General features: G+C 66.4%; 25 protein-coding genes and 1 pseudogene. 15 read left to right on the plus strand and 11 right to left on the minus strand.

Going from position 1 to position 26,879, the window contains the following annotated elements:
* Window positions 1-65: 65 nt before the first annotated feature.
* The 5 genes from iolB to ASD68_RS09665 form a co-directional block, all read right to left on the minus strand.
* Window positions 66-875 (minus strand): 5-deoxy-glucuronate isomerase, encoded by an 810-nt coding sequence (iolB, locus tag ASD68_RS09645; protein ID WP_056606129.1) that lies wholly within the window; start codon window positions 873-875, stop codon window positions 66-68.
* Window positions 872-1,765, minus strand: coding sequence for a myo-inosose-2 dehydratase (gene iolE, locus ASD68_RS09650; RefSeq protein WP_056082280.1), 894 nt, complete (start codon window positions 1,763-1,765; stop codon window positions 872-874). The genes iolB and iolE overlap by 4 nt, the downstream gene beginning before the upstream one ends.
* On the minus strand, window positions 1,762-3,600 hold the full coding sequence (gene iolD, locus ASD68_RS09655) for a 3D-(3,5/4)-trihydroxycyclohexane-1,2-dione acylhydrolase (decyclizing) (RefSeq protein WP_056606132.1): 1,839 nt from the start codon (window positions 3,598-3,600) through the stop codon (window positions 1,762-1,764). Before iolD ends, iolE begins: the two co-directional genes overlap by 4 nt.
* Window position 3,601: 1 nt before the next feature.
* Window positions 3,602-5,554 (minus strand): 5-dehydro-2-deoxygluconokinase, encoded by a 1,953-nt coding sequence (gene iolC, locus ASD68_RS09660; RefSeq protein WP_056607455.1) that lies wholly within the window; start codon window positions 5,552-5,554, stop codon window positions 3,602-3,604.
* An 88-nt stretch (window positions 5,555-5,642) separates the two neighbouring features.
* Window positions 5,643-6,533, minus strand: a complete 891-nt coding sequence (locus tag ASD68_RS09665) for a MurR/RpiR family transcriptional regulator (protein ID WP_056606135.1) — start codon at window positions 6,531-6,533, stop codon at window positions 5,643-5,645.
* Between the two features lie 146 nt (window positions 6,534-6,679).
* Here ASD68_RS09665 and iolG (ASD68_RS09670) point away from each other — a divergent pair, with 146 nt between their 5' ends.
* The 4 genes and pseudogenes from iolG (ASD68_RS09670) to ASD68_RS17285 all read left to right on the plus strand — a co-directional run.
* Entirely contained in the window at window positions 6,680-7,684 is a 1,005-nt protein-coding gene (gene iolG, locus ASD68_RS09670; protein ID WP_255357726.1) for an inositol 2-dehydrogenase, read from the plus strand.
* The gene (iolG, locus tag ASD68_RS09675; protein ID WP_056606139.1) at window positions 7,677-8,654 is read left to right on the plus strand and encodes an inositol 2-dehydrogenase; all 978 of its coding nucleotides are present in this window, start codon (window positions 7,677-7,679) and stop codon (window positions 8,652-8,654) included. The genes iolG (ASD68_RS09670) and iolG (ASD68_RS09675) overlap by 8 nt, the downstream gene beginning before the upstream one ends.
* Before the next feature lie 8 nt (window positions 8,655-8,662).
* The gene (gene tpiA / locus ASD68_RS09680; RefSeq protein WP_056084101.1) at window positions 8,663-9,421 is read left to right on the plus strand and encodes a triose-phosphate isomerase; all 759 of its coding nucleotides are present in this window, start codon (window positions 8,663-8,665) and stop codon (window positions 9,419-9,421) included.
* A 13-nt stretch (window positions 9,422-9,434) separates the two neighbouring features.
* Window positions 9,435-9,548: pseudogene (locus tag ASD68_RS17285) on the plus strand (preprotein translocase subunit SecG); the annotation flags it as partial.
* A gap of 307 nt (window positions 9,549-9,855) precedes the next feature.
* Here ASD68_RS17285 and ssb read toward each other — a convergent pair.
* Together ssb and ASD68_RS09695 are read right to left on the minus strand one after the other, a co-directional pair.
* A complete protein-coding gene (gene ssb, locus ASD68_RS09690) occupies window positions 9,856-10,353 on the minus strand; it encodes a single-stranded DNA-binding protein (RefSeq protein WP_056082294.1) in 498 nt (165 codons plus the stop codon).
* Window positions 10,354-10,621: 268 nt separating this feature from the next.
* Entirely contained in the window at window positions 10,622-11,836 is a 1,215-nt protein-coding gene (locus tag ASD68_RS09695) for an MFS transporter (RefSeq protein WP_056606145.1), read from the minus strand.
* Between the two features lie 162 nt (window positions 11,837-11,998).
* Between ASD68_RS09695 and ASD68_RS09700 the strand changes: the two genes are divergently transcribed.
* Window positions 11,999-13,000 (plus strand): polyprenyl synthetase family protein, encoded by a 1,002-nt coding sequence (locus ASD68_RS09700; protein ID WP_056606150.1) that lies wholly within the window; start codon window positions 11,999-12,001, stop codon window positions 12,998-13,000.
* Window positions 13,001-13,085: 85 nt separating this feature from the next.
* On the opposite strand, the gene ASD68_RS09705 is transcribed toward ASD68_RS09700, so the two are convergent.
* Genes ASD68_RS09705 through ubiH form a run of 3 tightly spaced genes read right to left on the minus strand, consistent with a single transcriptional unit; the run spans window position 13,086 to window position 16,330 of the window.
* The gene (locus ASD68_RS09705) at window positions 13,086-13,874 is read right to left on the minus strand and encodes a dienelactone hydrolase family protein (RefSeq protein ID WP_056606153.1); all 789 of its coding nucleotides are present in this window, start codon (window positions 13,872-13,874) and stop codon (window positions 13,086-13,088) included.
* 21 nt (window positions 13,875-13,895) lie between these two features.
* The gene (locus ASD68_RS09710) at window positions 13,896-15,104 is read right to left on the minus strand and encodes a UbiH/UbiF/VisC/COQ6 family ubiquinone biosynthesis hydroxylase (protein ID WP_056606154.1); all 1,209 of its coding nucleotides are present in this window, start codon (window positions 15,102-15,104) and stop codon (window positions 13,896-13,898) included.
* Window positions 15,101-16,330, minus strand: a complete 1,230-nt coding sequence (gene ubiH / locus ASD68_RS09715) for a 2-octaprenyl-6-methoxyphenyl hydroxylase (RefSeq protein ID WP_056606157.1) — start codon at window positions 16,328-16,330, stop codon at window positions 15,101-15,103. The genes ASD68_RS09710 and ubiH overlap by 4 nt, the downstream gene beginning before the upstream one ends.
* An 82-nt stretch (window positions 16,331-16,412) precedes the next feature.
* On the opposite strand from ubiH, the gene ASD68_RS09720 reads away from it, so the two are divergent.
* The 3 genes from ASD68_RS09720 to ASD68_RS09730 are packed head-to-tail and all read left to right on the plus strand — an operon-like array spanning window position 16,413 to window position 18,529.
* Window positions 16,413-17,018 (plus strand): hypothetical protein, encoded by a 606-nt coding sequence (locus tag ASD68_RS09720; protein ID WP_056606160.1) that lies wholly within the window; start codon window positions 16,413-16,415, stop codon window positions 17,016-17,018.
* 6 nt (window positions 17,019-17,024) lie between these two features.
* Window positions 17,025-17,600, plus strand: coding sequence for a cob(I)yrinic acid a,c-diamide adenosyltransferase (locus tag ASD68_RS09725; RefSeq protein WP_056606162.1), 576 nt, complete (start codon window positions 17,025-17,027; stop codon window positions 17,598-17,600).
* An 8-nt stretch (window positions 17,601-17,608) separates the two neighbouring features.
* On the plus strand, window positions 17,609-18,529 hold the full coding sequence (locus ASD68_RS09730; protein WP_056606165.1) for a histone deacetylase family protein: 921 nt from the start codon (window positions 17,609-17,611) through the stop codon (window positions 18,527-18,529).
* A 25-nt stretch (window positions 18,530-18,554) separates the two neighbouring features.
* On the opposite strand, the gene msrB is transcribed toward ASD68_RS09730, so the two are convergent.
* Window positions 18,555-18,953, minus strand: a complete 399-nt coding sequence (gene msrB, locus ASD68_RS09735; RefSeq protein ID WP_056606168.1) for a peptide-methionine (R)-S-oxide reductase MsrB — start codon at window positions 18,951-18,953, stop codon at window positions 18,555-18,557.
* Window positions 18,954-19,047: 94 nt separating this feature from the next.
* On the opposite strand from msrB, the gene lptD reads away from it, so the two are divergent.
* The 7 genes from lptD to ASD68_RS09770 all read left to right on the plus strand — a co-directional run bounded on the left by lptD (window position 19,048) and on the right by ASD68_RS09770 (window position 26,861).
* A complete protein-coding gene (lptD, locus tag ASD68_RS09740) occupies window positions 19,048-21,426 on the plus strand; it encodes an LPS assembly protein LptD (protein ID WP_056606171.1) in 2,379 nt (792 codons plus the stop codon).
* 23 nt (window positions 21,427-21,449) lie between these two features.
* Window positions 21,450-22,784: a peptidylprolyl isomerase gene (locus tag ASD68_RS09745; RefSeq protein ID WP_056606174.1), complete on the plus strand. Its 1,335-nt coding sequence runs from the start codon at window positions 21,450-21,452 to the stop codon at window positions 22,782-22,784.
* A 16-nt stretch (window positions 22,785-22,800) separates the two neighbouring features.
* A complete protein-coding gene (gene pdxA, locus ASD68_RS09750) occupies window positions 22,801-23,850 on the plus strand; it encodes a 4-hydroxythreonine-4-phosphate dehydrogenase PdxA (protein WP_056607459.1) in 1,050 nt (349 codons plus the stop codon).
* Window positions 23,847-24,635, plus strand: coding sequence for a 16S rRNA (adenine(1518)-N(6)/adenine(1519)-N(6))-dimethyltransferase RsmA (gene rsmA, locus ASD68_RS09755; protein WP_056606177.1), 789 nt, complete (start codon window positions 23,847-23,849; stop codon window positions 24,633-24,635). Before pdxA ends, rsmA begins: the two co-directional genes overlap by 4 nt.
* Before the next feature lie 75 nt (window positions 24,636-24,710).
* On the plus strand, window positions 24,711-25,094 hold the full coding sequence (apaG, locus tag ASD68_RS09760) for a Co2+/Mg2+ efflux protein ApaG (protein WP_056607461.1): 384 nt from the start codon (window positions 24,711-24,713) through the stop codon (window positions 25,092-25,094).
* A 15-nt stretch (window positions 25,095-25,109) separates the two neighbouring features.
* Window positions 25,110-25,961, plus strand: a complete 852-nt coding sequence (locus ASD68_RS09765; RefSeq protein ID WP_056082335.1) for a symmetrical bis(5'-nucleosyl)-tetraphosphatase — start codon at window positions 25,110-25,112, stop codon at window positions 25,959-25,961.
* Window positions 25,962-26,090: 129 nt separating this feature from the next.
* Window positions 26,091-26,861: a class I SAM-dependent methyltransferase gene (locus ASD68_RS09770; RefSeq protein ID WP_056607463.1), complete on the plus strand. Its 771-nt coding sequence runs from the start codon at window positions 26,091-26,093 to the stop codon at window positions 26,859-26,861.
* Window positions 26,862-26,879: the final 18 nt, after the last annotated feature.

Here is a 26,879-nt window from a genome sequence, read left to right on the forward strand (position 1 = left end):
CCGCCCTGTCGGGCACCTTCCCCCGCAGAACGGGGGAAGGAAGCTTGAGCACGCGAAATCCCGCGCTAATCCGGGCGTTGGGCGATCCAGTCGTGGGCCGGGTCGTTGCGGAAAATCCATTGGCGGTTCGGGCCCGCCATCACGTTGAGGTAGTACAGGTCGTAGCCGTGGGGGGCGCCGACCGGGTGGTAGCCGCGCGGCACCATCACCACGTCGCCGTCTTCCACCGCCACGGTTTCGTCCAGCGTGCGGTCGTCGGTGTAGACGCGCTGGAAGGCGAAGCCCTGCGGCGGATTCAAGCGGTGGTAATAGGTTTCTTCCAGCGCGGTTTCGGCGCCCGGCACGGCGGTGTCGTGCTTGTGCGGCGGGTAGCTGGACCAGTGCCCGCCGGGCGTGATCACCTCCACCACCAACAGGCTGTCGGCCGGCTCGGTCTGCGGCAGGATGTTGCGCACGTAGCGGGTATTGGTGCCGCTGCCGCGCACTTCGCGACTCATCGACGATTCGGCGATCAGCCGCGGCAGACCTTCGCCCGAGCCCGGGGCCGTGCATACGGCCAGTTCCACCGGGCCCCACGCCGTCACCGTGTAGGACGCCCCAGCCGGCACGTAGACCGCGCCCGGCGCCTTGTCCTCGAACGGCGTGGTGCGGTTGCCGACGTGCACGAAATGCGCGCTGCCTGCGTGCACGTCGGCGCTGCCGGACACGATCACCAGGCAGGCCTCGCGCGCCGTTTCGTGGCCGCTGTAGCGCTGGCCGTTCACCAGCTTCACGACCCGAAACCCGACGTGCTTCCAGCCCGCGCTGGCCGGTGTCACGTCCACCACGGTGCCGTCGGCGTCCGCCTCGTGGGGACGTATACGCAAGCCGCTCATTGCGACAGACCCGCCGTGGCGGCATCGCGCTTCAGCGTGGACAGGCCCAGCCGGGCGTATTCGAGCGGATTGGCGATGGCCGGATCCTGCTCAGCCTCGATCACGATCCAGCCGCTGTAGTCGATGGCGGCCAGCGCCGCCATGATGCGGGCGTAGTCCAAGCCGCCATCACCCGGTACGGTGAACATGCCGGCCAGCACGCCGTCCAGGAAACTGGCGCCGGCCAGTTGCATGCGGGTGAACACGTCGCCGCGCACGTCTTTGCAATGCACGTGCGCTATCCGCCGCGGATGGCGCCCGATCACCTCCAGCGCGTCGATGCCGCCGAGCGCAGCGTGGCCCGTATCCAGCGTCAGCCCCACCGAGGGGCCGGTGAGGGCCAGGAACGATTCCAGGTCCTGTGCCGTCTCCACCACGGTGCCCAGGTGGTGGTGATAGGCAAAGCGCAGGCCCTGGCTCTGCACGTAGTCCGCCACGTCGGTCATGCGCTGGCCGAACAATGCCCAGTCGCCGGGTCGCAGCCGCGGCGTGTCGCCCATGGATTGCGCGCGCCGGCCATGGATAGCGTTGCTGGTTTCGGCGAACACGAACACGGTGCTGCCCATCGCCTTGAGCAGCGCCAGGTGCGGTTGCAACGCGGTGATTTCGTCGGCCGACGTCTGCGTCAACAACGATCCGCTGTACCAACCACCGATCAGGTCCAGTTGGTACCGCGCCAGCAGCGGCGCCAGCGTGGCTGCATCGCGGGGAAACTTGCCGCCGAGTTCCACGCCTTCAAAACCAAGCTGTTGAATATCGCCCAGGATGCTTTCCAGCGGCGTGTCACCACCGAGCTCGGGCATGTCGTCATTGGCCCAGGCAATCGGGCTGACGCCAAAACGGATACTCATGACAAATCCCTCTTCATTCGTGTGCCTTGCTCGTAGGCGCGGCGCGCCGCTTCGACTTCAGGCCGTTGGGAAACTTCGGGCACCGCGACGTCCCACCACCAGCCGCCGGCTTCGGTGCTTTTCAATGGATCGGTATCGATGACGACCACGTAGCTGCGCTCAGCCTTGCGGGCGCGGACCATGGCGGCGGTCAGTTCGCCCAGCGAGGTCACGTGCTCGGACAGTGCGCCCAGGCTGGCCGCGTGGGCGGCGAAATCGATCTGCGGCAATACCTGATGCGTGGCGTCGGCCAGCAGGTTGTTGAAACCGGCGCCACCGGTGGCGTGCTGCAACCGGTTGATGCAGCCGTAACCGCGGTTGTCCAGCAACACTACGATCAGCTTGTGGCCCAGCATTACCGACGTCGCCAGCTCGGAGTTCGCCATCAGATAGCTGCCATCGCCGACCATCACCACCACGTCGCGATCGGGCGCGGCCATCTTCACACCCATGCCGCCGGCAATCTCGTAACCCATGCACGAGAAGCCGTACTCGACGTGATAGCTGCCCTGCCGCGCGGAGCGCCACAACTTGTGCAACTCACCGGGCAGGCCACCGGCGGCGCACACCACGATGGCGTCATCGCCACAGCTGCGCTGTACCGCACCGATCACCTGGGCATCGCTGGGCTGCGTCTGCGCATCGATGCCGGTGGTGGCGGCATCGACGGCGGCGTTCCACTCTTCGATTTCCTGCTGCCTGCCCACTTCCACGCCCGCATGCCAACCCGACAATTCCCGGGCCAGGGCCTGCAACACAGTGCGTGCGTCGCCCACCACCGCCAGCGCGTCGTGCTTGTGCGCATCGAACGCCTGCACGTTGATCTGCGCCACACGTGCATCGACAAACAGGCTGCGCGAGCCGGTGGTGAAATCCGCCAGCCGGGTGCCGATGCCGACCACCAGATCGGCACGTGCGGCGGCCGCGTTGGCGGCGCTCGATCCGGTGACGCCGATCGAGCCCAGCGCGTTGGGGTGGTTCCACGGCAACGCACCCTTGCCCGCCTGGGTTTCAGCGACGGCCAGGCCGGTGGCTTCGGTCAGCGCTGTCAGCTCCGCTTCCGCCTCGCTGTAGAGCACACCGCCCCCGGCGATGAGCAGGGGGTGCCTGGCCGACTTCAGCGCGGCGACCAGCGCCGCCAGCTCGCCGCTGTCCACACCCTGCCGCCGCTCGCGCCACAACCGGGGCGCGAAGAAGGTTTCCGGATAATCGAAGGCCTCGGCCTGCACGTCCTGGCAGAACGCGATGGTGGCCGGGCCGCAGGTGGCCGGGTCGAGCATCGTCGCCAGCGCTTTCGGCAGGGCATCCATGATCTGCTCCGGCCGCGTGATGCGGTCGAAATAGCGCGACACCGGACGGAAGCAGTCGTTGGCCGACACGCTGCCGTCAGTGAAATGCTCCACCTGCTGCAGCACCGGGTCAGGTTGGCGGCCGGCGAAAACGTCGCCCGGCAACAGCAACACCGGCAAGCGGTTCACGTACGCCAGCGCGGCGGCCGTCACCATGTTGGTGGCGCCGGGGCCGATCGAGCTGGTGCACACCATCGCGCGACGGCGACGCATCTGTTTCGCGTAGGCAATGGCGGCGTGCGCCATGCCCTGCTCGTTGTGCGCGCGCCAGGTGGGAAAGCTGTCACGCGCGGCATGCAGCGCCTCACCGATACCGGCCACGTTGCCGTGTCCGAAGATGGCCCAGGCACCGGCGAAGTAAGGTGCCTCGCGGCCATCCACCAGCACGTGTTGTGCAGCCAGCCAGCGCACGGTCGCCTGTGCCGCCGTCAGTCGTCGCGTTGTCATCTCACACCGCCTTGCGCGTGATGCCCTTGGATGTGTCGCCGGACGCCTCGGCACGTGCCGCGCGCCATGCATTCACCAGCGTGCCGAAACTTGCGGCGAGATCGGCCACGGCCGCGTCATCGTCGATGTCGCCGGCCAGCCAGCGCGCAGCGGCATCGGCGAAGATCGTTCGACCCACCGCAAACCCTTTCACGATCGGACTCGCCGCCGCCACCCGGAACGATGCCGCCAGCGCCGCCTCGCTTGCCTGCAGGCCCAGCAGCAGCACGCCGCGGCACAGGGGATCGTTGCTGCGGATGGCGTGTTCGACATTCGCCCACGTCGCGCTGTCCGCCGCCGGCTCGAGCTTCCACCAGTCCGGTTTCATGCCCTGAGCATAGAGACGCTGGATAGCGCGCGCCGCGGTGTGCTCATCGACGGCGCCGTGGCGCGACACGATGACCTCCAGCAGCAGCTCATGCCTCGTCTTGCGACAGGCATCCTGCAAACGGCGCAACTGACGCTCCTGCTGCTCCAGCAGGTCGATCGGGTCGTCCGGATGATAGAACACCAGGCACTTCACCACGTGGTTGCGCGGCCAGGTAGCCACTTCGGTGGCCACGTCCGCGGAGCTTTCAAAAGCCAGCGGGCGCGAACCCGGCAACTCGATGGGCCGGCCGATCCAGTACGGCGAATCGGCGGCCGCCTCCAGCCCGCGCATGCCATAGCGGCCATCGAGCAGCACGCCAAAATGTTCGCCGGGCTTTGCCAACTGGTTCACCGCGCGCAACGTCAGCGCCTTGAACGCCGGGATGCGCGCCGGGTCGGCGCCGGTTTCGCGGCACAGATCCTCGAACTGACTGCGATGATCCATCGCCAGCACGGTGAGGTCGTCGTAGACGCCGGTGCGGGTGGAAGCCCAGTGCACGTGTTCCAGCGCGGCATCGTCGCGCAGGCGGAAGGGTCGCGGCGTGCCATCGAGAAACTGCTGCAACTCGTCCCAGGTCGGCATTGCGGGCGCGCAGCCGTGGCGCGAAACCACGATGGCACCGCAGGCATTGCCGTATTCGCAGGACATCTCCAAGGGCTCGTCGCGCAACCAGCCGCGCAGGAAACCGGCCATGAACGCGTCACCCGCGCCCAGCACGTTGAACACCTCGATCTCGAAACCGCGCCCCACCACGCCATCATCAAGGCGGTCGGGGATGGCGTCTGGAAACGCGGAGCACCCGTGAGCGCCACGCTTGCAAACCAGCAGCGCAGGCGTCTTCTCGCGGATGGCGCGCATTGCGGCGATGGTGTCGGTGGAGCCGCCGAGGATGTGCATCTCCTCCTCGGTGCCCACGATCAGATCGCACAGCGGCAACACCTCCTGCAACCGGGCGGTGACGCCGGCATGGGCCACGAAGCGGTTCTCGCCCATGTCCTTGCTGGTCAACCCCCACAGCACCGGTCGATAGTCGATGTCGAAAACCACCCGCGCCCCGGCAGCACGTGCGATGCGGCAGGCCTGCACCGAGGCGTCGAACACGTTCAATTGCGACAGGTGCGTACCGTTGATCAGCACTGCGCCGGCCGAACGCACGTAGCTCTCGTCGATGTCGTCGGTGACCAGCGCCATGTCGGCGCAGTTCTCGCGATAGAAGATCAGCGGAAACGTATCGGGATCACTGATCCCCAGAAACACCAGCGCGGTCAGTCGCTCGTTGTCGATGACAACACCATCGGTGGCCACACCCTCGCGCGCCAGTTGCTCGGTGATGAATCGGCCAAAATGGTCGGCGCCCACGCGGGTGATCAGCCCGCTGCGCAATCCCAGCCGCGCAACGCCAATGGCGGTGTTGGTGGGGCTGCCGCCAACGTATTTGGCGAAGGAAATCATGTCTTCGAGCCGACCTCCGGTCTGCTCGCCATATAGATCAATGCTCGATCGGCCGATGGTGATCAGATCAAGCTGCTGCGCTGCCCCTGGCATATGCACGTTCTCTCACGGGTACCCGGCGCCCGTCGCGCCGAATGCACGTAAAATATATTCCATTTATTTCTTAAAAGCAACGTACGTTTCATTTTTTGGAACGCGTGTTCCCACCGAGTGTCGAACCATTGCGCGTCTGCGTGCTGGTGGCGAATGCGTAGGAGATCACCAGCGCCTGCGCCAGACACATCGATGCGGACAGCGAACGGAACGCACGGATCTCCGCCTCGCGCACCTGCAACACCACCGTCGCCGGCTTCGCCACCGGGCTGACCAGGCTGTCGCTGATCGACAGCACACGGCAACGCTGGGCGGTGGCCGCATCGATCAATTGCACGGCCTCCTCCGCGTACGGGTGATAGCTCACCGCAATCAGCAGGTCGCGTTTCGAGATGGCGTGCACCTGCTGCCGGGTCATGCCGCCGATGCTGTCGATGAACACGGTTTTCTTGTCGACCTGGTGCAACGAATAGGCAAGGTAGGCGGCCACCGGAAACGCGCGACGAAAGCCGGCCACGTAAATCGTCTCGGCCTCACGGATCAGCTTGACGGCGGCGGCCAGGTTTTTCTTGCCGATCGCATCGCCCAGGTTCTGCAGCGCCAGTACGTTGCCCTGCACGAATTCCGCCAGCACTTGCGCCGGGTCCCCTACCAGTTTGCTGTCCACGCTCTGGCTGAATTGGCGCACGCGCTCGCCATAACCCAGCGACGCATTGCCCGAGAGCAGACCGTCACGGAACAGGCGCTGCATCTGCGTGGCGCCCTCGAAACCGAAGGACTTGGCAAACCGCACGATCGCCGAGGGCTGCACGCCGCAACGCTCGGCAAGCACCGCCAGCGTTTCCAGCGCCACCGCGTTGGGTTCATCCAGGACATAGCGGGCGATCTGCTGCAGCCGCTTGCTGAGCCCTTCATAGCGCTCGAGGATGGCAGCGCGCAACTCGTCGGCGTTGGTCGGGGGTACGTCCACTTCAACCATGATTTCCTTCCTCCCTAAATGCGACGTGCATCCAGGCTGGACGCGCACGTTGAAAAAAAATACATCTTCCCAGAAATTCTATTACACTCGCAAACGGAACATACATTCTATTATCGCGCAACCCGATTTTCGGGGGGAGTGTACTCTTGGACCGGATCGACATCGCACTGATCGGAGCTGGCCGCATGGGTCAGATCCACGGCGGAAACGCCGCCCGCCACCCCCGGCTCCGCCTCAAGTACATCGTCGATCCGCGACCGGCCGCAAGCGCGTTCGCCGCGCAGTATGACGCCAGGTTGGTGACGCTTGAACGAGCGCTGGCGGATCCCGCCGTGGGCGGCGTGCTGGTGTGCAGCACCACCGATCTGCACCTGGAACATGCACTGGCGGCAGTCGGCGCGGGCAAGGCCGTGTTCTGCGAAAAGCCGATCGACCTGGACCTGGACAAGGTACGCGCTGCGCAACCGCGTTTCGACGGTGCGCGTTTCCTGCTCGGCTTCAACCGTCGGTTCGACCCGCAGTTCATACGCCTCAAGCAGCAACTGGATGCGGGCACGGTAGGCCAGCTGGAGTCGCTGCATCTGGTGAACCACGATCCCGCCGCGCCGCCACCGGGTTTCGTGCCCACCAGCGGTGGCCTGTTCAAGGACTTCACCATCCATGACCTGGACATGGCGCGCTGGCTGATGGGCGAGGAACCGGTACAGGTATTCGCCACGGCCAGTTGCCTGGTGGACCCGGACATCGGCCGCGAGGGAGACGTCGACACTGCCCGCTGCGTCCTGAAGACCGCCAGCGGCCGTCTGTGCGTGATCTCGAACACGCGCCGCAGCGGCTATGGCTACGACCAGCGCATCGAAGCACTCGGCGCCCTCGGCATGATTTGCGCGGGCAACGTGGCCTGCGACACCGTGCATACGCTCACCGAAAACGGCACCGTCGGCGCGCCGATCATGCCGGCGTTTGCGCAACGCTATCGCGACGCCTACCGCGACCAGATCGGCCATTTTGCCGACGTGGTGCACGGTCGCTCCGAACCTCTCATCGGTTACGCCGACGGCGTGGCCGCCCTGGTCCTGGCTGAGGCGTGCGGGTGGTCCGCGCGCCATCAGCAGGTCTTCAACCTCCCCAACGAGAATCCTCATGCATAAAGTCGTGCTTATCGGTGCTGGCCGCATTGGCCATATCCACGCGCGCAACGCCGCGCTGCATCCGCGCATCGAACTAGCCGGCGTGGTCGATGCGGTCGACGCTTCGGCCCAAGCGCTGGCCCGCGAATGGAATACCGCGGTAACGACGCTCGACGCGGCCATGGCCGACCCGACCGTCACCGGCGTGATCGTGGCCAGCTCTACCGACACGCACCTCGATTACAGCCTGCGCGCGGCTGCCGCCGGCAAGATGATCTTCTGCGAAAAGCCGATTGATCAGGATCTCGGCCGTGCCCGCACCGCCCATGCAGGCCTTTCGGGCGCCAACATGTTGCTGGCATTCAACCGACGTTTCGACCCCAATTTCCAGGCCTTGAAGGCCCGTCTGGACAGCGGCGCGGTCGGCGCGATCGAAACCCTCCAGATCACCTCCAACGACCCTGCCCCACCGCCGCCTTCTTATATCGCCGTTTCCGGAGGCCTATTCAAGGACATGGCGATCCATGACTTCGACATGGCGCGCTGGCTGCTGGGCGAGGAGCCCGTGCTGGTCTACGCCACCGGCAGTTGCCTGGTAGACCCGGCCATCGGCGAACTGGGCGATGTCGACACCGCGCGGACCGTGCTGAGGACCGGCTCCGGCCGCCTGTGCGTCATCTCCAACAGCCGACGCAGTGGCTTCGGTTATGACCAGCGGGTCGAGGCGTTCGCCTCCGCCGGCATGGTGCGCGCGGACAACGTCAGCGAAAGCACCGTACAGCTCTGGAGCGAAAGCGGCATCGCGACCGACCGCTTCCAAAACTTCTTCCTCGACCGCTACGCAGAAGCCTATCGTCGTGAAATGGATCACTTTGCCGCGATGCTCGATGGCGCGCCCGCACAGGTTGGCTACGCCGACGGCGTGGCCGCACTGGCGTTGGCCGAGGCGGCGGATGAATCCATGAGAACCGGAGCGCCGGTGCAGCTATGAAGCACACCATGCGCAGAAAAATTGTGGCCGGAAACTGGAAGATGTACGGCAGTCGCTCCATGGCTTCGGACCTCGCCGGCGCCATTGCCGCCAATATGCCGGCCGAAATCGATATCGCCGTGTTTCCCCCGCTTCCCTACATCGCTGGCCTGCGCGCGCAACTCTTCGGCTCGGGGCTGCAGTTCGGTGCGCAGGATCTCAGCGAGCGCGAAGGTCAGGGCGCTTTCACGGGCGACGTAAGCGCCGCGATGCTGGTGGATGTCGGTGCGAACTACGTATTGGTGGGCCACTCGGAGCGCCGCAAATACCACGGCGAAAGCAACGAATGCGTCGCACGAAAATTCGCTGCAGCGCGGGCGGCAGGGCTCACGCCCATCCTTTGTGTCGGTGAAACAAGGCAACAGCGAGACAGTGGCGAAACAGAGGCGATTATTGGCCAGCAACTGGATGCGGTATTGAAACTCAACGGCATCGCGAGCTTCGACACAGCGTTGATCGGATACGAACCGGTCTGGGCGATAGGGTCCGGTGAGACGGCGACACCGCAGCAGGCGCAAGACGTTCACGCGTTCATTCGTAGCAAACTCGAAAAGGAAGATATTTCAATTGCCCGTCGGACCCGGCTGCTTTATGGCGGCAGCGTCACCACATCCAACGTTGCAAAATTACTTGCGCAAGCCGACATAGATGGCGGATTGGTTGGCGGCGCGGCACTGACTGCAATCGACTTCCTTGAAATTTGCGCCGCGGCGCAACAGACGCCATAGGTTCCAAGACATCATTTTCGTGATTTTCAGTGTCTTCTACATTCTAGTCGCGGCGGCAATGACCGTTCTGATCCTGATGCAAAACGGGCAGGGCGAGGCCGGGTTCGGCGGGGGCGGGACGTTGACGGAGCCATCTGGCAAGCCTAGCCGAGGCCAATGCCGGTTCCGGTTCCGGTTCCGGCGGCGGCGCATCCGCTACCGTGTTTGGTGGGCGTGGCTCGGCAATGTTCATCGACCAGCATCGACAGGCGCCACCATCCAACACTACGAGCTGAATTTCAAAGAAGTGGTTCGCTTCATGGAGCAAAGTACATACGGTACCTGGTAGGAAGACACCCCCCGCTCCGTTGACCAGCCCCTGCTTGCCGTAAAGAAAAAGGCCATGAAAATCATGGCCTTTTGGTCATACGCGACAATTTAACTGACGGTAGAAATCAGAACGGAATTTCATCATCCGCGAAGCCGTTGTCGGCCGGTGGCGGTGAAGAGCGCGACGCGCCCTGGTCGTCGTTGCCGCGTGACTGGCCACCGTAATTGCCGCCACTCTGGCGCTGCCCGCCGCCCTGCGAGCGCGGCCCGCCGCTACCGCCGCCCTCATTGCCGCCCAGCATCTGCATCTCGCTGGCGATGATGTCGGTGCTGTAGCGCTCGACGCCGTCCTTGCCGGTGTACTTGTCGGTGCGCAGCGAACCTTCGATGTAGACCTGGCGGCCTTTCTTCAGGTAATCGCCGGCGATCTCGGCCAGACGGCCGAACATCTTCACCCGGTGCCACTCGGTCTTCTCGACTTTCTCGCCGCTCTGCTTGTCGGTCCAGCTTTCCGACGTGGCGATGTTCAGGGTAGTGACCGCGGTGCCGCCGCCGGTGTGGCGCATTTCCGGATCCGCGCCGAGATTGCCGACCAGAATGACTTTGTTGATGCCGCGTGCCATGGGATGTCCTCGGTGAGCCAGCCGTATATATAAGGATGATTACGGCCGGAGTGATGTAGCAGGCTGGCCATCATAACTGCGCGCGGGCCGCTCAAGTAGTGCTCGATGGCCCGCTTGCCGCCAGCCCTTGCCGGCACCTTTCGTGGGCGCCGAACCTCCGGCATGTGGGAGCGGCTTCAGCCGCGATGCCCTTGCTTCAAGCCCAGGGACAGGAGCATCGCGGCTGAAGCCGCTCCCACAGGGATTCCCGGCCCCCCCCCCCAACCTGCTAGATCGCGGGCACTTCGGCCGCGGCGGTCGCCCTGATGTCAGCACCGATCCGGCGCGCGCCGGCCACCACCAGCGGTAGCCACAGCAAGGTCATGGCGGCGGCGCAGATGAAAATGCCGCTCGGCCCCAACCGGCCCAGCGCGATGCCGCCGAAGGTACCGCCGACAAACGCGCCGATGAACTGGCTGGTGGAATACGCGCCCATGGCCGCACCACGCAAATGCGCCGGCGCCAACCGCGAAACCAGGCTGGGCAGCGCGGCCTCCAGCAGGTTGAACGCGGAGAAAAACACCGTGGCGGCCACGCCGAACGCGATCAGGTGGTTGCCCGACAGCGCGAAACCCAGCAACGCCAAGCCGATCGCCACCACGCACACCATCACGATGCGCAGGCTTTGGCCGATCTCGCGCATGTGGCGCAGGCTACCGCCCATCACCAGCGCCGCCACCACCATCACCGGCAGGTACAGCTCCCAGTGCCGGTTCACCGGCAGGTTCAAGGTGTTCGCCAGCAACAGCGGCAGGCCCACAAAACTGGCGGTCAGCAGTGCGTGCAGGAAGAACACCGAACCGTTCAGCACCATCATGCGGCTGTCGCGCAGCATCACCAGCACATGGCCGAAACCGGCTGCGGCCGGCGCCTGCGCCCGTTCCGGCGTGGGCACGATCAGCCACAGCAGCGCCAGCGAGATCAGCGCCAGGATCGAGGTGGCCGCAAACAGGCCCGGCAGGCCGTCGATGGCTTCCAGCGGCGGCCCCAGGATCAGCGCCAGCAGGAACGCCAACCCGATCGACACGCCGATGATGCCCATCACCTTGCCGCGGTTTTCCTCGACCGTGAGGTCAGCCGCCAGCGCGATGCCGGCACCGGCCACCGCGCCCATGCCCTGCACCGCGCGACCGATCACGATGCCGGTCAGCGTATGCGACATCGCCGCGATCAAACCGCCCAGCGCGAACAGCAGCAGCCCCAGGGTGATCGCCGGCTTGCGCCCGATCCGGTCGGACAACAAGCCCAGCGGAATCTGCAGCAGCACCTGCCCCAATCCATACACACCCAGCGCCAGCCCGATCATGAAGCCGGTGGCTCCCGGCATCGTCTTCGCGTACAGCGAAAACACCGGCATGATCAAAAACAGGCCGAACAGGCGCAGGCTGATCACGCAGGCCAGGGTCAGGGCGCTGCGCCGTTCCAGGCGGGAGAGTTTGCTCACCGGGGTACCGATTTCGGGGAAGGCATGGGCGGCATTATAGAGTCGCGGCCGACGCCGCGGTTTGTGGCGACATGTCGCGGCCGCGCATGGTGTGCGCTGATCAGACCATGCGGGTGGCCGCCCGGCCCTATAATCGAACCGATAGCCTCCTTGAATTTCCCCATGACCTCGATGCCAGCCGACGCCAGCCGCCCCGCCGACTTTGCCCGGGTGCGCGATCTTGCCGCCACCGACATGCAACGCGTCGATGCGCTGATCCGCCACCGCCTTTCCTCCGACGTGGTGCTGATCAACCAGATCGCCGACCACATCATTGCCGGCGGCGGCAAGCGCCTGCGCCCGATGCTGCACACGCTGGCTGCCGGCGCGGCCGGTTACACCGGCGATCAGCACGTGAAGCTGGCGGCGGTGATCGAGTTCATCCACACCTCCACCTTGCTGCACGACGACGTGGTGGACGAATCGGACCTGCGCCGCGGCCGCAAGACGGCCAACGCGCTGTGGGGCAACGCGGCCAGCGTGCTGGTGGGCGATTTCCTGTATTCGCGCTCGTTCCAGTTGATGGTGGAGCTGGACGACATGCGCATCATGCGCATCCTGGCCGACACCACCAACACCATCGCCGAGGGCGAGGTGCTGCAGTTGCTCAACATCGGCAACGCCGACGTCAGCGAGGCGGCGTACCTGGCGGTGATCGAGCGCAAGACCGCGGTGCTGTTTGCCGCCGCCACCGAGCTGGGCGGCATCCTGGGCGGACTGCCGCAAGTGCAGGTGGACGCGCTGCGCCGCTACGGCATGGAGCTGGGCTACGCGTTCCAGATCGCCGACGACCTGCTCGACTACGTCTCCAGCCCCGAAGCGCTGGGCAAGAACATCGGCGACGACCTGGCCGAGGGCAAGCCCACGCTGCCGGTGATCTACGCGCTGGAAAAAGCCAGCCCCGATCAGGCGCAGTCGCTGCGTCATGCGATCGAGCACGGCGGCCTGGATTCGCTGGACCGCATCATCGCCTCGATCCGCGACTCCGGCGCGCTGGAGCGCACCCGCGAGCGTGCGCTCGCCCATGCGCAGGCAGCCCGCGATGCCTTGGCCGCCCTGCCCGCTTCCGACTATCGCGACGCGCTGGCCACCCTCGCCGACTATTCGGTGCAGCGCACCTTCTGAGTCCGAGGCTTGCAGGAGCGGCTTCAGCTTCAGCCGCGATGCCCTTCGTCCATCTCGTCAGAAAGGCACCGCGACCGAATTCACCTTACGGCTTGCCCGCAAACGTCTCGTGCAGCCAGTCATGCATCAGGCGATAGCTGCGCTTGGCGATGGGCTCGTCATAGCGGCAACCGGGCGAGTTCTCGCCCACCTCGGTGAAGCAGTGCACCGCGTGGCCGATCACCACGAACTGCCAGTCGGCCGGGCTCTGGCGCATCTCATCCATGAACGCATCGGCGGCCGGCATGGTGCCCTTGTCGTCGGCACCGTTCAGCACCAGCACGCGCGCCTTGATGTTTTTCGCCAGCGCCGGGTTGTCGGTTTCCAGCCCGCCGTGGAACGACACCACCGCCCCCACGTCGGCGCCGCTGCGGGCCAGGTCCAGCACCGCGCTACCGCCGAAACAGAAACCGATCGCGCCCAGGCGGGCGACGTCGAGCGGCGCCGTGCCGGCTTGTGCCTTCAACTGATCGAGCGCGTGGCCGATGCGCTGGCGCATCAACGCACGGTTGGTGTACAGCGGCTTCACCGCGGCCTGCGCCTCGGTGAAGGAGGTGGGCCGCACCTTTTCACCGTACATGTCGGTGAGCAGGATCACGTAGTCGCTGCCGGCGATCGCCTCGGCCTTTTTCACCGCGCCATCGTTGACGCCGTACCAGTTCGGCACCATCACCAGGCCCGGGCGTTTCGCCGTGGTGGCGTCGTCGTAGATCAGCACGCTGTGGAATTTGGTGCCGTCCAAAGTCCAGTCCACGGCACGATGGACCATCTTGGCGTTGGCGGAAAACGCCGCGCCGGCAAGCACGAGCAGGCAACACAATCGAACGATGCGCATGAGGTTGGCTCCGGTGGGTGGTTATTGCCCTGCCGCGTGTCCCGACAGCAGGCGTTTCAAGGGCGTGAGGCGATCGAGCAGGCGGACACCGGCGCCGCGTGCGGCCACCAGCGGCGACGATTGCCAGGCGTAGACCCGCGCCAGCGCGTCGAAACCCAGCGCGTCCAGCGTGTCGGCGCTGCGGCGACGGCGGGCGTAGCGGCGCAGCACGTGCGCGGCGCCGATGTCCCGGCCGGCGGCACGCGCGGCCAGCAGCGTGTCGCGCAGTTCGGCCACGTCGCGCAGACCCAGATTGACGCCCTGCCCGGCCAGCGGATGCACCGCATGCGCCGCATCGCCCAGCAGCACGAAACGATCGGCCTGGTAGCGCTGGGCCAGTTGCAACTTCAACGGAAACGAGGCGCGCGGCGTGGTACCGGTGACGCAGCCCAACCGGAAATCGCTGGCCACGCCCAAGGCGTCGCGGAAGGCGGCATCGTCCAGCGCCAGTACCTGTTGCGCCTGCTCCTCGGGCAGCGACCACACCAGCGAGCTGCGGCCATCGGCCAGCGGCAGCAAGGCCAGCGGACCATCGGGCAGGAAACGCTGCCATGCGGTGCTTTCGTGAGGACGCTCGGTATGCACGTGGGCCACCACCGCGCGCTGCGCGTAATCACGACCACGCGTGCCGATGCCCGCCAGCTGGCGCAAGGGTGATGAACTGCCGTCGGCCGCCACCAGCAACGCCGCCGACAACGTTTCGCCGTCGTCCAGTTGCAGCCGGACGTGATCCTCGCGCGCCTCGAAACCGTGCACCGCCGACGGACACCGCCGCCGGACGCCGGCGGCTTCCAGCGCCTGCCACAGCGCCCACTGCACCAGATTGTTCTCGACAATGAAGCCCAGTTCGCGCCGACCTTCGGCCGCCGCATCGAAATCGATCGCCGCGCCGCTGGCCGCGTCCCATACGTGCATGTGCGCATAGGCGGACGCACGCGCGTCGCGAATGGACGGCCAGACGCCGAGATCGTCCAGCAGCGCGATCGACGAGGGCGCCAGCCCGACCACGCGCAGATCCACCTCGTCCTGCGACTGCCACGGCGTCGGCGCACGCGCTTCCAGCATCACTGTGTCGAAGCCCGCGCGCGCCAGCGCCAGCGCGGTGGCGGCGCCAACCATGCCGCCACCGACCACAGCCACGTCAGGCATCGCAGCGCGCCGGCGCGGCATTTCCCGCAAGGGACGGTTCATGGCAAGCGCTCCAGCACGGCCAGCGGCGGCTCGCCGCGAAAGCCCATGCCGCGCCGCGCCAGCGCGCGTTGCAAGGGCGGCACCCGATCGCAGGCCAGCAACGCCAGCGAGCGCAGCGGGCCCAGCAAAGGCTGCGGCAGGCAGGCAAGCTGCACCAAGCCATGGCTCATGGCCATGGTGCCTTCGCGATCCGCCGCACGCCGCGCCGCATAGCCTCGCAGCAGGTCGGCGGCGCCCGGATCGCTGGCGCTGGCCAGCAACTCGGACAGCGTCAGCGCATCGCGCAGGCCGAGGTTGAAGCCCTGCGCGCCGATCGGATGGATAGTTTGCGCCGCGTTGCCAACCAGTACCGCGCGCGGGCCGATCACCTGCTGTGCGGCAATGCGGTGGATGGCATAGGGATGCCGCCGGCCCGGCCGGCTCAGGCGACCCAGCCGCCAGCCAAAACGCTGCTGCGCCAGCGCGATGAAGTGCTCGTCGTCCATCGTCGCCACCGCCTCGGCCTGCGCGGCAGGCACGGTAAGCACCAATCCGCAGCGACGCTCGGCCAGCGGCAGCAGCGCCACCGGGCCGTCATCGGCGAAGCGCTCGTAGGCGCGGCCGGCGTGGTCGCGCTCCGGTGTGACGGTGCTGACAAACAGGGTCTGTTGGTAGTCGTGCCGTTCCGCATCGATGCCCAGTTGCGTGCGCACGAACGATTCGCTGCCATCAGCGCCCACCAGCAGCGCCGCATCGACGTGACGCACGCCATCGGCGGTGGCGATACCGGCACGCCAGCCATTCTCCAGCGGCTGCAGGGTCTGCAAGGTGGCGGGCGCAAGGCGCGTGAGATGGGTGCATTCGTCCAGCCGCCGCAACAGCGCGGCGCCCAGTTCGCGCGCGGGCAAGGTCCAGCCCAGCGCGTCCACGTCATGCCGCGCCGCGTCGATGCGCGCGCTGCCGAACTCGCCCGCGCGGCTCACATGGATATGCCGGATCGGCGTGGCGCGCGCGGCGGCATGGCGCCATACGCCGATGGCCTCCAGGCCGTTGACGGTGGCGCGCGCCAGCGCCAGGTTGCGCTCGTCGTAGCTGGGCTGCTGGTCGGCGCGCGGTGCGGCGGTTTCCACCAGGGTGGCGACGATGCCGGCCGCATCCAGCGCGATGGCCAGGCTGGCGCCGACCAGGCCGCCGCCCACGATCAGCACGCCGGAGTTCGAGTGGGGGAAAGGCAGCGGTGCGTTCATCCGCCGATGATACCCGCGGCTCTCGTCGCGGCCACATTGGGCTAAACTGCGCATCTCTCACCGCCGCACATGGAGCCTCCGCATGCCCAAGACATCAACCCAGCGCCTGGGCATTTTCGTGGCTCTCGCCGTGGTGATGGCCGCCACCCGCATGCACCACTCGATCCTGCATCACTTCGATGCGCTGCCGGACGCGTCGTGGGGCATCTTCTTCCTGGCCGGCTTCTGGCTGCGCGGGGCGGGCCGCTGGGCGTTCCCGCTGTTGATGGCCGAAGCGGTGCTGATCGATTACCTGGTGATTTCCGGCCAGGGCCTGGATTTCTGGAGTCATTACTGCGTATCGCCGGCGTACCTCGCCCTGCTGCCCGCCTACTTCAGCCTGTGGATGGGCGGCAGCCTGCTGGCGCGTTACCAGGTGGGCCTGCGGTTGCAGACGCTGGGCATGGCCGCGGTGGCCTTTCTGGCGAGCTGGGCCGTCTGCTATCTGTTGTCCAACGGCAGCTTCTACTGGCTGAGCGACAGCGTGCCGCTGCCCCGCAGCATGGCGGCGTGGTCGGCCAACATGGCGGACTGGTACCTGCCATTCCTGCAGACCACGGCCTTGTACGTGGGCATCGGCGCCGTGCTGCATGTGCTGGCGACGCAGGTGTCGCGCGCACTGAGCGGCGCGGCTCACTCGTCCCGCTGATCGGCGATGGGCAACCGGCTGTCGCGGATCTACACCCGGACCGGCGATGACGGCAGCACCGGGCTGGGCGATGGCTCGCGGGTGGGCAAGGATTCGCTGCGCGTCACCGCCTACGGCACCGTCGACGAGCTCAACAGCACGATCGGCATGGTGCTGGCCACCGATGGCGTGCCGGATGAAGTGCGCGAGGTCCTGACCCAGGTGCAGCACGACCTGTTCGACCTGGGCGGCGAGCTGTGCATTCCCGGCATGGCCACGGTGCAGGACAGCGATATCGCGCGGCTGGAATCGACCCTCGACGACCTCAACGAACCGCTGCCGCCATTGAAGGAATTCATCCTGCCGGGCGGCGGCATGGCGGCCGCCTGCGGCCACCTGGCGCGCACGGTCTGCCGCCGCGCCGAACGCGAAGTGGTGGCACTGGCACGCGCGGAAGACATCCGCGCGCAGCCGCAGCGCTATCTGAACCGGCTGTCCGACCTGCTGTTCGTGATCTGCCGCGTGCTGGCGCGCGCCAGCGGTCACGGCGAAGTGCTGTGGCAGCACGAACGCCGGCGGAAGCCCAAACCCGCCGCGGAATAGACCGCCGGATGATGCGGCTCTACACCCACGCCGATTGTCTGCAGCACGCTGGCGGCCTCGATCACGCCGAACGCCCGGCCCGCCTGCGCGCCGTGCTGCAGGCGCTGGATCACGACCGCTTCGCGGCACTCGACCGCATCGAGGCGCCGCGCGCCAGCCGCGAACAGTTGTTGCGCGTGCACAGCGCCACTCACGTCGACCGCATCCTGGCCCATGCCGGCGACAGCGAGTTGCATGCCCTGGATGAAGACACCTGGATCGGCCCCGGCTCGGTCGAGGCGGCACTGCGCGCGGCCGGTGCCGTGGCGGCGGCGGTCGATGCGGTGATCGGCGGGCAGTGCGAGGCTGCGTTCTGCGCAGTGCGTCCGCCGGGCCACCATGCCACCCGCGATGAGGCGATGGGGTTTTGCCTGTTCAACAACCTGGCCGTGGGCGCGGCCCAGGCGTTGGCCGTGCACGGCTTGAAGCGGGTGGCGATCGCCGACTTCGACGTCCACCACGGCAACGGCACCCAGGCCATCTTCGAGCGCGAACCGCGCGTGCTGTTCCTGTCCAGCCATCAGTCACCGCTGTATCCCTCCAGCGGTGCCGAGGACGAATGCGGGGTGGGCAATATCGTCAACGGCACGCTGTCGCCCGGTGCCGGCTCGCTGGAGTTCCGCGAGCTGTGGACGCACCGGCTGCTGCCACGGCTGCACGCATTCAAGCCACAACTGGTGCTGGTGTCGGCGGGTTTCGACGCGCACCGGCAGGACCCGCTGGCCGACCTCCGGCTGGGCCAGGAAGACTACGCCTGGATCACCGATCAACTGCAGGCGCTGGCCCGGCGCCATGCCGGCGGGCGGCTGGTCTCCACGCTGGAAGGCGGCTACGACCTCGGCGCCCTGGCCGCCAGCGTCAGCGCCCATGTCGGCGCGCTGATGGCGTGACGGGAACCGCCGAGGCCTTCGGCCATCAGACCGGCTTGAAATCCAGCGCCATCGAGTTGATGCAGTAGCGCAGCCCGGTCGGCGGCGGGCCATCGGGGAAAACATGGCCCAGATGCGAATCGCAGCGCGCGCACACGACTTCGGTGCGGTGCATGCCGTGACTGTCGTCGTCCAGCTCGGCCACCGCCGTCGGCGCGATCGGCTGGAAATAGCTGGGCCAGCCGCAGCCGGACCGGAACTTGCTGTCCGAACCGAACAGCTCGGCCTGGCAAGCCGCGCAAACATAGGTGCCCGCGGCATCATGCTCATAGAATTTGCCACTGAACGGCGCCTCGGTCGCCGAACAGCGACAGGTGGCATATTGCTCGGGGCTCAATTGCGCCCGCCATTCGGCGTCCGACTTGGTGATTTTCTGCTCGGCCATGCTGAATCCTCGCTCGGTTTCGGAAGTACCCGCCTGCCGTACATGGGGTCTTTCTGCTAGCTTAACGAGCCTTCGAAGTCGGCAGAATCCCATTGTGACGCGCAAGCTACCCCCACGACGCCTGCTGGCCGTTGCCGCCGCACTCGCCCTGATCGGCCATCAGGCCAAGGCGGAAACCGCGCAGCCGGGCCGCACCACCCCGGAAGACACGGATACGGCATGTCCGCTGGGCACCTTCCATTGCCCGCCCAAGCCGCCCAGCTACGCGATGTGCCGGCCCAACGCGATGCTCGATTTCTACGACCCCACGCTGAGCCGTGACCCGAGCCTACGCGAAACCAGCCCCACCAGCGTGCTGGCGCAGCACGTGGACAGCTCCGACCAGTCGGTCTACCACCTTTCCGGCGACGTGAAACTCGACCGCGCCGACCAGAAGCTGCAGGCCGACAGCCTCGATTACAACAACGTCAGCACCGACTACGACGCCCGCGGCAACGTGCGCTACCAGGAAGCCGGCCAGCTGCTGTCGGCCAGCCACATGCAGGGCAACACCAACGCCAGCCACGGCATCGCCCATGACGTGAGCTATCAGATGCTGGACGCACGCGGCAACGGCGTCGCCGAGCAGGGCCAGATGTTCGACGCCCAGCGCACCCGCTATACCCGCGCCACCTATTCCACCTGCGACGTGGGCCACCACGTGTGGGAATTCCGCGCCAAATCGATCGCCATCGACAAGACCACCGGCGTGGGTGTGGCGCGCAACGCCACCATGCGCCTGGGCAAGGTGCCGTTCCTGTACCTGCCGTACATTTCCTTTCCGGTGAACGACCAGCGCAAGAGCGGCTTCCTGTACCCGGTCTTCGGCAAAAGCAGCCGCGGCGGCTTCGAGCTGAGCACGCCGTATTACCTGAACCTGGCGCCGAACTACGACGCCACCCTGGACCCGCGCATCTACACCGCGCGCGGCCCGATGCTGGGCGGTGAATTCCGGTATCTGTTCCCGCGCACCCGCGGCCAGTTCAACGTGCAGTACGTGCCGGACGATCGCGGTGAGCGGGTTGGCCTGGAAGATACCAAGGACACGGAACGTTACCTGGTCAACTTCAGCAACGTCACCAGGCTGTGGGGGAGCTGGAATCTGATCAGCTCGATCAACCGGGCCTCGGACAGCGGCTACTACTACGATTACGGCGAAGACCTGGCGACCACGGGCGCCGTGGTGCGCACGCTCAGCTCCAACGTGGCCGTGCGCGGAGCGGGAAAGTGGTGGAGTGCGGCCGTGGGCGCCACCGTCTATCAGAACGTAAACCCGTTCGTGACCGACGCGTCGCTGCAGTACCGGCAACTTCCCTACGCAACCTTTTCGATGGATGTGCCGCTGACGCCATGGCTTGAATTCGGCATGGATACGCAAGCCGTCGCGTTCCGCAAGCCCGGCTACATCGAGGGCGAGCGCGAGGATCTGTACCCCTACCTGGCCGCCTATTTCGGCACACCCGCATGGTTCGTACGACCGAAGGTGGCGTACCGGTATACCGCCTACCAGCTTGACGGCGACTTCCAGAAATACGGCGGCTCACGCGGAGCCCTTCTGGGCGCGGGCGGGGTTTCGCAGTTCACCGAGCAATCGCCCACCCGTGCCCTGCCGATCGTTAGCGTCGACAGCGGGCTGGCGTTCGATCGCAGCACGTCGCTGTTTGGCAGCAGCTACACCCAGACGCTGGAACCGCGGCTGTATTACCTGTACGTGCCCTACCGCAACCAGAACAACCTGCCGGTGTTCGACACCCGGCTGATGTCGTTCGACTATTGGCAGCTGTTTTCGCCGAACCAGTTTTCGGGCGCCGACCGGCAGATGGACGCCAACAACCTCACCGCTGCACTGACCAGCCGGCTGCTGGACGAGAACGGCGTGGAGCGGATGTCGGTCAGCCTGGGGCAGATCCACTATTTCTCGCCGCAGCGTGTGGTCGGAAACGACTGGGTGCACTCGGCCTACGTGGCCCAGTTCGGCCTGCAGCTGAGCGACCGCTGGCGGTTGAACAGCAGCTACCAATGGAGCCCGAATACCCGGATGACCGAAATGGGCTCGTTTGAGTTGCAGCGCCGCGTGGGCGACGACGGCATCCTCAACGTGTCCTACCACTATCGCCGCAACCTGCTGGAACAATATGGCGTTTCGGGGGTCTACCCACTCTCCGACCGCTGGCGGCTGGTGGGCGCGGTGGCGTGGTCGGTGCCCGATGGCCATTCGGTGGAAGCCGCGGCCGGCGTGCAGTACGACAGCTGCTGCGTGGCGTTGCGGCTGGTTGAACGCAATTACGTGAAGCAGAGCGGTTACGGCCTCCCTGCCGGCAGCGGCAACCAGCGCGACAACGCGATCATGTTCGAAATCGTCTTCAAGGGCCTCGGCTCATCCGGCCATCAGATCGACTCGCTCTTGCAGCGTGATATTCTCGGCTATCAATAATCGCATTACGCGGGCTTTCATCGATGAAGCAACTCCTCGCCTCCCTGCTGCTCGCCCTGGCGATCGCGCTCCCGGCCCATGCCCAGTTGCTGGCGCCTGCTGCACCGGCCAGCCAGCCGCTGGATCGCATCGTGGCGGTGGTGGACGAGGATGTGGTCCTGCAGAGCGAGCTGGACCAGGCCGTGGCCTCGGTACAGCAGCAGTACGCGGCCCATCCCGAACAACTGCCGCCGCAGCAAGTTCTGCAGAAACAGGTGTTGAATCGCCTGGTACTGATGAAACTGCAGATCGCGAAGGCACACGAGCAGGGCATCCGCGTATCCGATGCCGACGTCGACCAGGCCGTTGCCGCCGTGGCAGCGCAGAACAGGATCACGCCGGAACAACTGCGCATGGAAGTGGAGCGCAGCGGCGACAGCTATGCAGCTTTCCGCAGCCAGCTGAGCGATCAGCTGATGGTGCAGCGCCTGCGCCAGAGCGTGGTGCAGAGTGCGGTCACGGTCACCGACAGCGAGATCAACAACCTGCTGAGCAGCCCCACCTACAAGGCCGGTGAAGTCCATCTGGCCCACATCCAGATCAGCATCCCCGGCGGCGCCGACGCGGCGGCCATCCAGGCCAGCGCGCAGAAAGCGCAGCAGGCGCTCGATGCCATCAAGGGCGGGATGGATTTCAACGCCGCGGCGATCCGCTACTCCGATGCCCCCGATGCGCTCGATGGCGGCGACCTGGGCTGGCGCAAGCTCGACGAGATCCCGCCTGCATTCGCCGAAACGCTGGCGCCCATGAAGCCCGGCGACGTCAGCAATGCACTGCGAGGCCCCACCGGCTTCCACATCCTCAAGCTGATCGGTCAACGCGAGCCGAGCAAGCAGATCGTCACCGAGTTCCACGCACGACAGATCCTGATCAAGCCCAGCGAACTGATGACGCCGGCCCAGGCCGAGCAGAAAGCCCGCGATCTGTACGACCGCATCGTCAACAAGCATGAGGACTTCGCCAAGCTGGCGAAGGAAGATTCCGACGACGACACCACCGCCAATGCCGGCGGCGACATGGACTGGTTCCCGCAGAAGGCCTGGGGCGCGACCATTGCCGCGCAGCTGGGCAGCCTGAAAGACGGTGAAGTGTCCCAACCGTTCCAGAGCGAAGCGGGCTGGCACATCCTGGAGCGTCTTGGCACGCGCCAGAGCGACCAGACCGTCGAACTCGAGCGCAACGAGGCCCGCCAGGCCATCGGCAACCGCAAGGCCGAGCAGGCCTACGACGACTATCTGCGCGATATCCGCTCCAATGCCTACGTGCACGTCGTCGTGCCCGAGTTGCGCGACGCCGACACCGACAGCGCTTCCTCGTAATACCCGCAGCATGCCGATGTCCCTGCCACGGCTCGCCCTCACCGCGGGCGAACCCGCGGGCGTCGGCCCCGAACTGCTGATCCGGTTGGCGGCCACGCCGCTGGCCGCCACGCTGGTGGCGATCACCGATCGCGCCCTGCTGCAACGCGCGGCCGCACGATGCGGCGTGGCGATCGAATTGATCGACGACGACGGCAGCGCCCCCGCCGACCGTGCGGCGGGTACTCTCCGCGTTCGGCACGTGCCGCTGGAGACGGAAGAAATCCCGGGTCAGCCCGATCCCCGCAACGCCGGGCATGTGCTGACCACCCTCGCCATCGCCGCCGACGGCTGCATGGCGGGAAGCTATGCCGCCGTGGTCACCGCACCGCTGCAGAAATCATCGATCAACGAAGCGGGTATCCCCTTCAGCGGACACACCGAGTTCTTCGCCGAACGGGCGCAGGCCGATGTGGTGATGATGCTGGCCAGCCCCGAGCTGCGGGTGGCGCTGGCAACGACCCATCTGCCGCTGCGCGCGGTCGCGGACGCGATCACCGCCCCGTTGCTGACCCGCGTATTGCGCATCGTGCATGCCGAGTTGCGCGTGAAGTTCGGCTTGCCGCATCCCCGTATCGCCGTGCTGGGCATCAACCCGCATGCGGGCGAAGGCGGGCATATGGGGCGCGAGGAAATCGACACCGTGATTCCCGTGCTGGACCAGTTACGCGCCGAGGGCATGCAGTTGCTGGGACCGCTCCCCGCCGATACCGCCTTCGTGCCGACCATGCGTCCCCGCTACGACGCCGTGCTGGCGATGTACCACGACCAGGCGCTGCCGGTACTGAAAAGCGAGGCGTTCGACCGCACCGTCAACCTCACGCTCGGGCTGCCGTTCATCCGCACCTCGGTCGATCACGGCACCGCGCTGGACCTGGCCGGTAGCGGCCGCGCCGACCCATCCAGCCTGATCGCCGCCGCCAACATGGCACTGGACCTCGTGGCACGTGGCTCCACGCAGCCCTCCTCGTCCCTCGGTGACGGGGAGCCCGGCGAGAGGCCAATCCTGCGGGGAACGACCCAGTGAACGCGCGCCCCAAGAAAAGCTTCGGCCAGCACTTCCTGCACGACAGCCGCTACATCGACCGCATCGTCAGCGCGATGGCGCCACGCGCCACCGACTTCGTGCTGGAGATCGGGCCTGGCGAAGGCGCGCTGACGCTGCCACTGCTGGCAGCGGCCGGCAAACTCACCGCCATCGAACTGGACACCGACCTGATCCCGGCGCTGCAGGCGCGCGCGGCCAGCGTCGGCGAGCTGCAGATCATCCACGCCGATGTCCTGAAGGTCGATTTCACCGCACTGGCGCAGCGCCATGGCATCGACCGGCTGCGCATCGCCGGCAACCTGCCGTACTACATCTCCAGCCCGATCCTGTTCCATTGCGTCGAGCACTCCGGCGCGATCGCGGACATGCACTTCATGCTGCAGAAGGAAGTGGTCGAACGGATGGCCGCCGAACCCGGCAGCAAGGTCTACGGCCGCCTGTCGGTAATGCTGCAACTGGCCTGTCGCGTGGAGCCGCTGTTCACCGTGCCGCCCGAAGCCTTCCGGCCACCGCCCAAGGTGGAATCGGCGGTGGTGCGGCTGGTGCCGCTGGCGCCGCAGGATCGCCACGATGCCGATGCGGGTGACGTCTACACCGTGGTCAAGGCGGCCTTCGCGCAACGGCGCAAAACCCTCAACAATGCACTCAAGCAGTTGATGGATACCGACGCCATCCGTCGTGCCGGCGTCGAGCCAGGTGCCCGCGCCGAAACGCTCGCGCCCGGAGATTTCGTGCGGCTGGCGAAAATCTACGGCGGCCAGTGACCGTTCCCGCATCCTCACGTGCAATTGCGCCACGCGCCGTGCCCCACGCGTGGCGACAAGCCCTACAATCCGGACATGACTGAGAAATCTTCCTACACGATCGATGTGCAGGTCGAAACACGTTTCGTCCCCGATCAATCCAAACCCGGCGACAACCGCTACGTTTTCGCCTACACCATCACGCTGCGCAACGCCGGCGACGTGCCCGCTCGACTACTCACGCGGCACTGGATGATCACCGACGCAAACGGCAAGGTCGACGAAGTGCGCGGTGACGGCGTGGTCGGCGAGCAACCGTGGATGCGCCCCGGCGACGCCTTCGAATACACCTCCGGCGCGGTGCTGGAAACCTCGGTGGGCACGATGGGCGGCAGCTACCAGATGCTGGCCGACGACGGCACCGAGTTCGACGCGCCCATTCCCACCTTCACCCTGTCCATTCCGCGTACGCTGCATTGATGGACGCGTTCTGACATGGCCACCTACGCCATCGGCGACGTGCAGGGTTGCTACCCCGAGTTGCAACGGCTGCTGGAGAAGCTGCGTTTCGATACGGCGCAGGACGAGCTGTGGTTCTGCGGCGACCTGGTCAACCGTGGTGGGCAGTCGCTGGAGACATTGCGGCTGATTCACGGCTTGCGCGAATCCAGCGTGGTCACGCTGGGCAATCACGACCTGAGCCTGCTGGCGATCGCCCAGCGCAGGCCCGAGGCGCAGGCGCGGGTGAATCCCGAATTGCGCGAAGTCCTGTTTGCCCACGACGCACCGGTGCTGTTCGAGTGGATGCGCTCGCAGAAGCTGCTGCACCACGACGAGAAGCTCAACTGGACCATGATCCACGCCGGCCTGGCGCCGAGCTGGACCTTGCGCCAGGCACAACGCGCAGCGCAGGACGTGGAACGCGAGCTTTCCAGCCCACGCCATCCGCGACTGCTGCGCAACCTGTTCGGCAACCGGCCCGCCGTCTGGTCCAACCGCCTGCAGGGTATGGATCGCCAGCGCGCCACCATCAATACGCTGACCCGCATGCGCTATTGCGACGTCAACGGCCGCATCGATTTCGATGCCAAGGGCGTACCCGGCACGCAGAAGCCTGGCCTGTATCCCTGGTTCGAAGTCCCCGGCATGCGCCGGCGCGATACGCGCATCGTCTGCGGCCACTGGTCGGCGCTGGATCGTTTCGCCGGCTTTGGCGTCCACGCCATCGATACCGGCTGCGTCTGGGGCGGAAAGCTCACCGCGCTGCGACTGGATGCGGAAGAGCTCCAGTACATCACGGTCGACGCGGAACCCCATCGCGTGCGTCCGCCCGGCGGCGGCGACTAAGTCGATCGCACCACCTGTTGCGCGGCATCGGCTGTAACCATTCGACCACCCCAGAACGCGGCGCATCGACCGGCGCACGCGCCTCGCATCGCGTGCTAGCTTTGCCGCTCCGCAACATGAGCGATGGCCATGGAACATCACGACAAGGTCGACCGGCAATTCGGTTCGCGCGCACAGGCCTACCTGGAAAGCGCCGTACACGCGCGCGGGCAGGATTTGCAGCACCTGGCGGCACTCGCGGCGACGCTGCCGACCGACGCGCGCGTACTGGACATGGGCTGTGGCGCGGGCCACGCCAGTTTTGCGATGGCGCCTCATGTGGGCGAGGTGGTGGCCTACGACCTCTCGCGCGACATGCTTGCGGTGGTGCGCGACGCGGCGGCGCAACGCGGGTTGTCGTCGGTGCGCACCGAGCAGGGCCCCGCGGAACAATTGCCGTTCGAGGCCCACGCGTTCGACCTCGTCGTCAGTCGCTACAGCGCCCATCACTGGAGTGATCCGGCCGCCGCGCTGCGCGAAGCGGCCCGGGTGCTCAAGCCGGGTGGGCACCTGTGCTTCATCGACGTGGTGGGCCCGCAAGGGCCCCACGCGACGCTGCTGGACACGCATCTGCAGGCGCTGGAGCTGCTGCGCGACACCTCGCATGTTCGCGACTACAGCCCCGCCGAATGGCAGGCGATGTTGCAGCGTGCAGGTTTCGAGTTGACCGCCGAACAGACCTGGCCGCTGGAAATCGAGTTCGCGAGCTGGGTCGCGCGCATGCGTACGCCGCCGGTACTGGAAGCGGCCATCCGCCATCTGTTGGCGGATGCGCCGATGGAAGTGCAGCGTTACTACCGTATCCGGGCGACGCTCGATTTCACGCTGGAATCGTCGATGTTCACCGCGCGCCGGGCGTAAAAAAAGGCGGCCACGCGG

Source organism: Rhodanobacter sp. Root627 (assembly GCF_001427835.1).
Lineage (GTDB): Bacteria > Pseudomonadota > Gammaproteobacteria > Xanthomonadales > Rhodanobacteraceae > Rhodanobacter > Rhodanobacter ginsenosidimutans.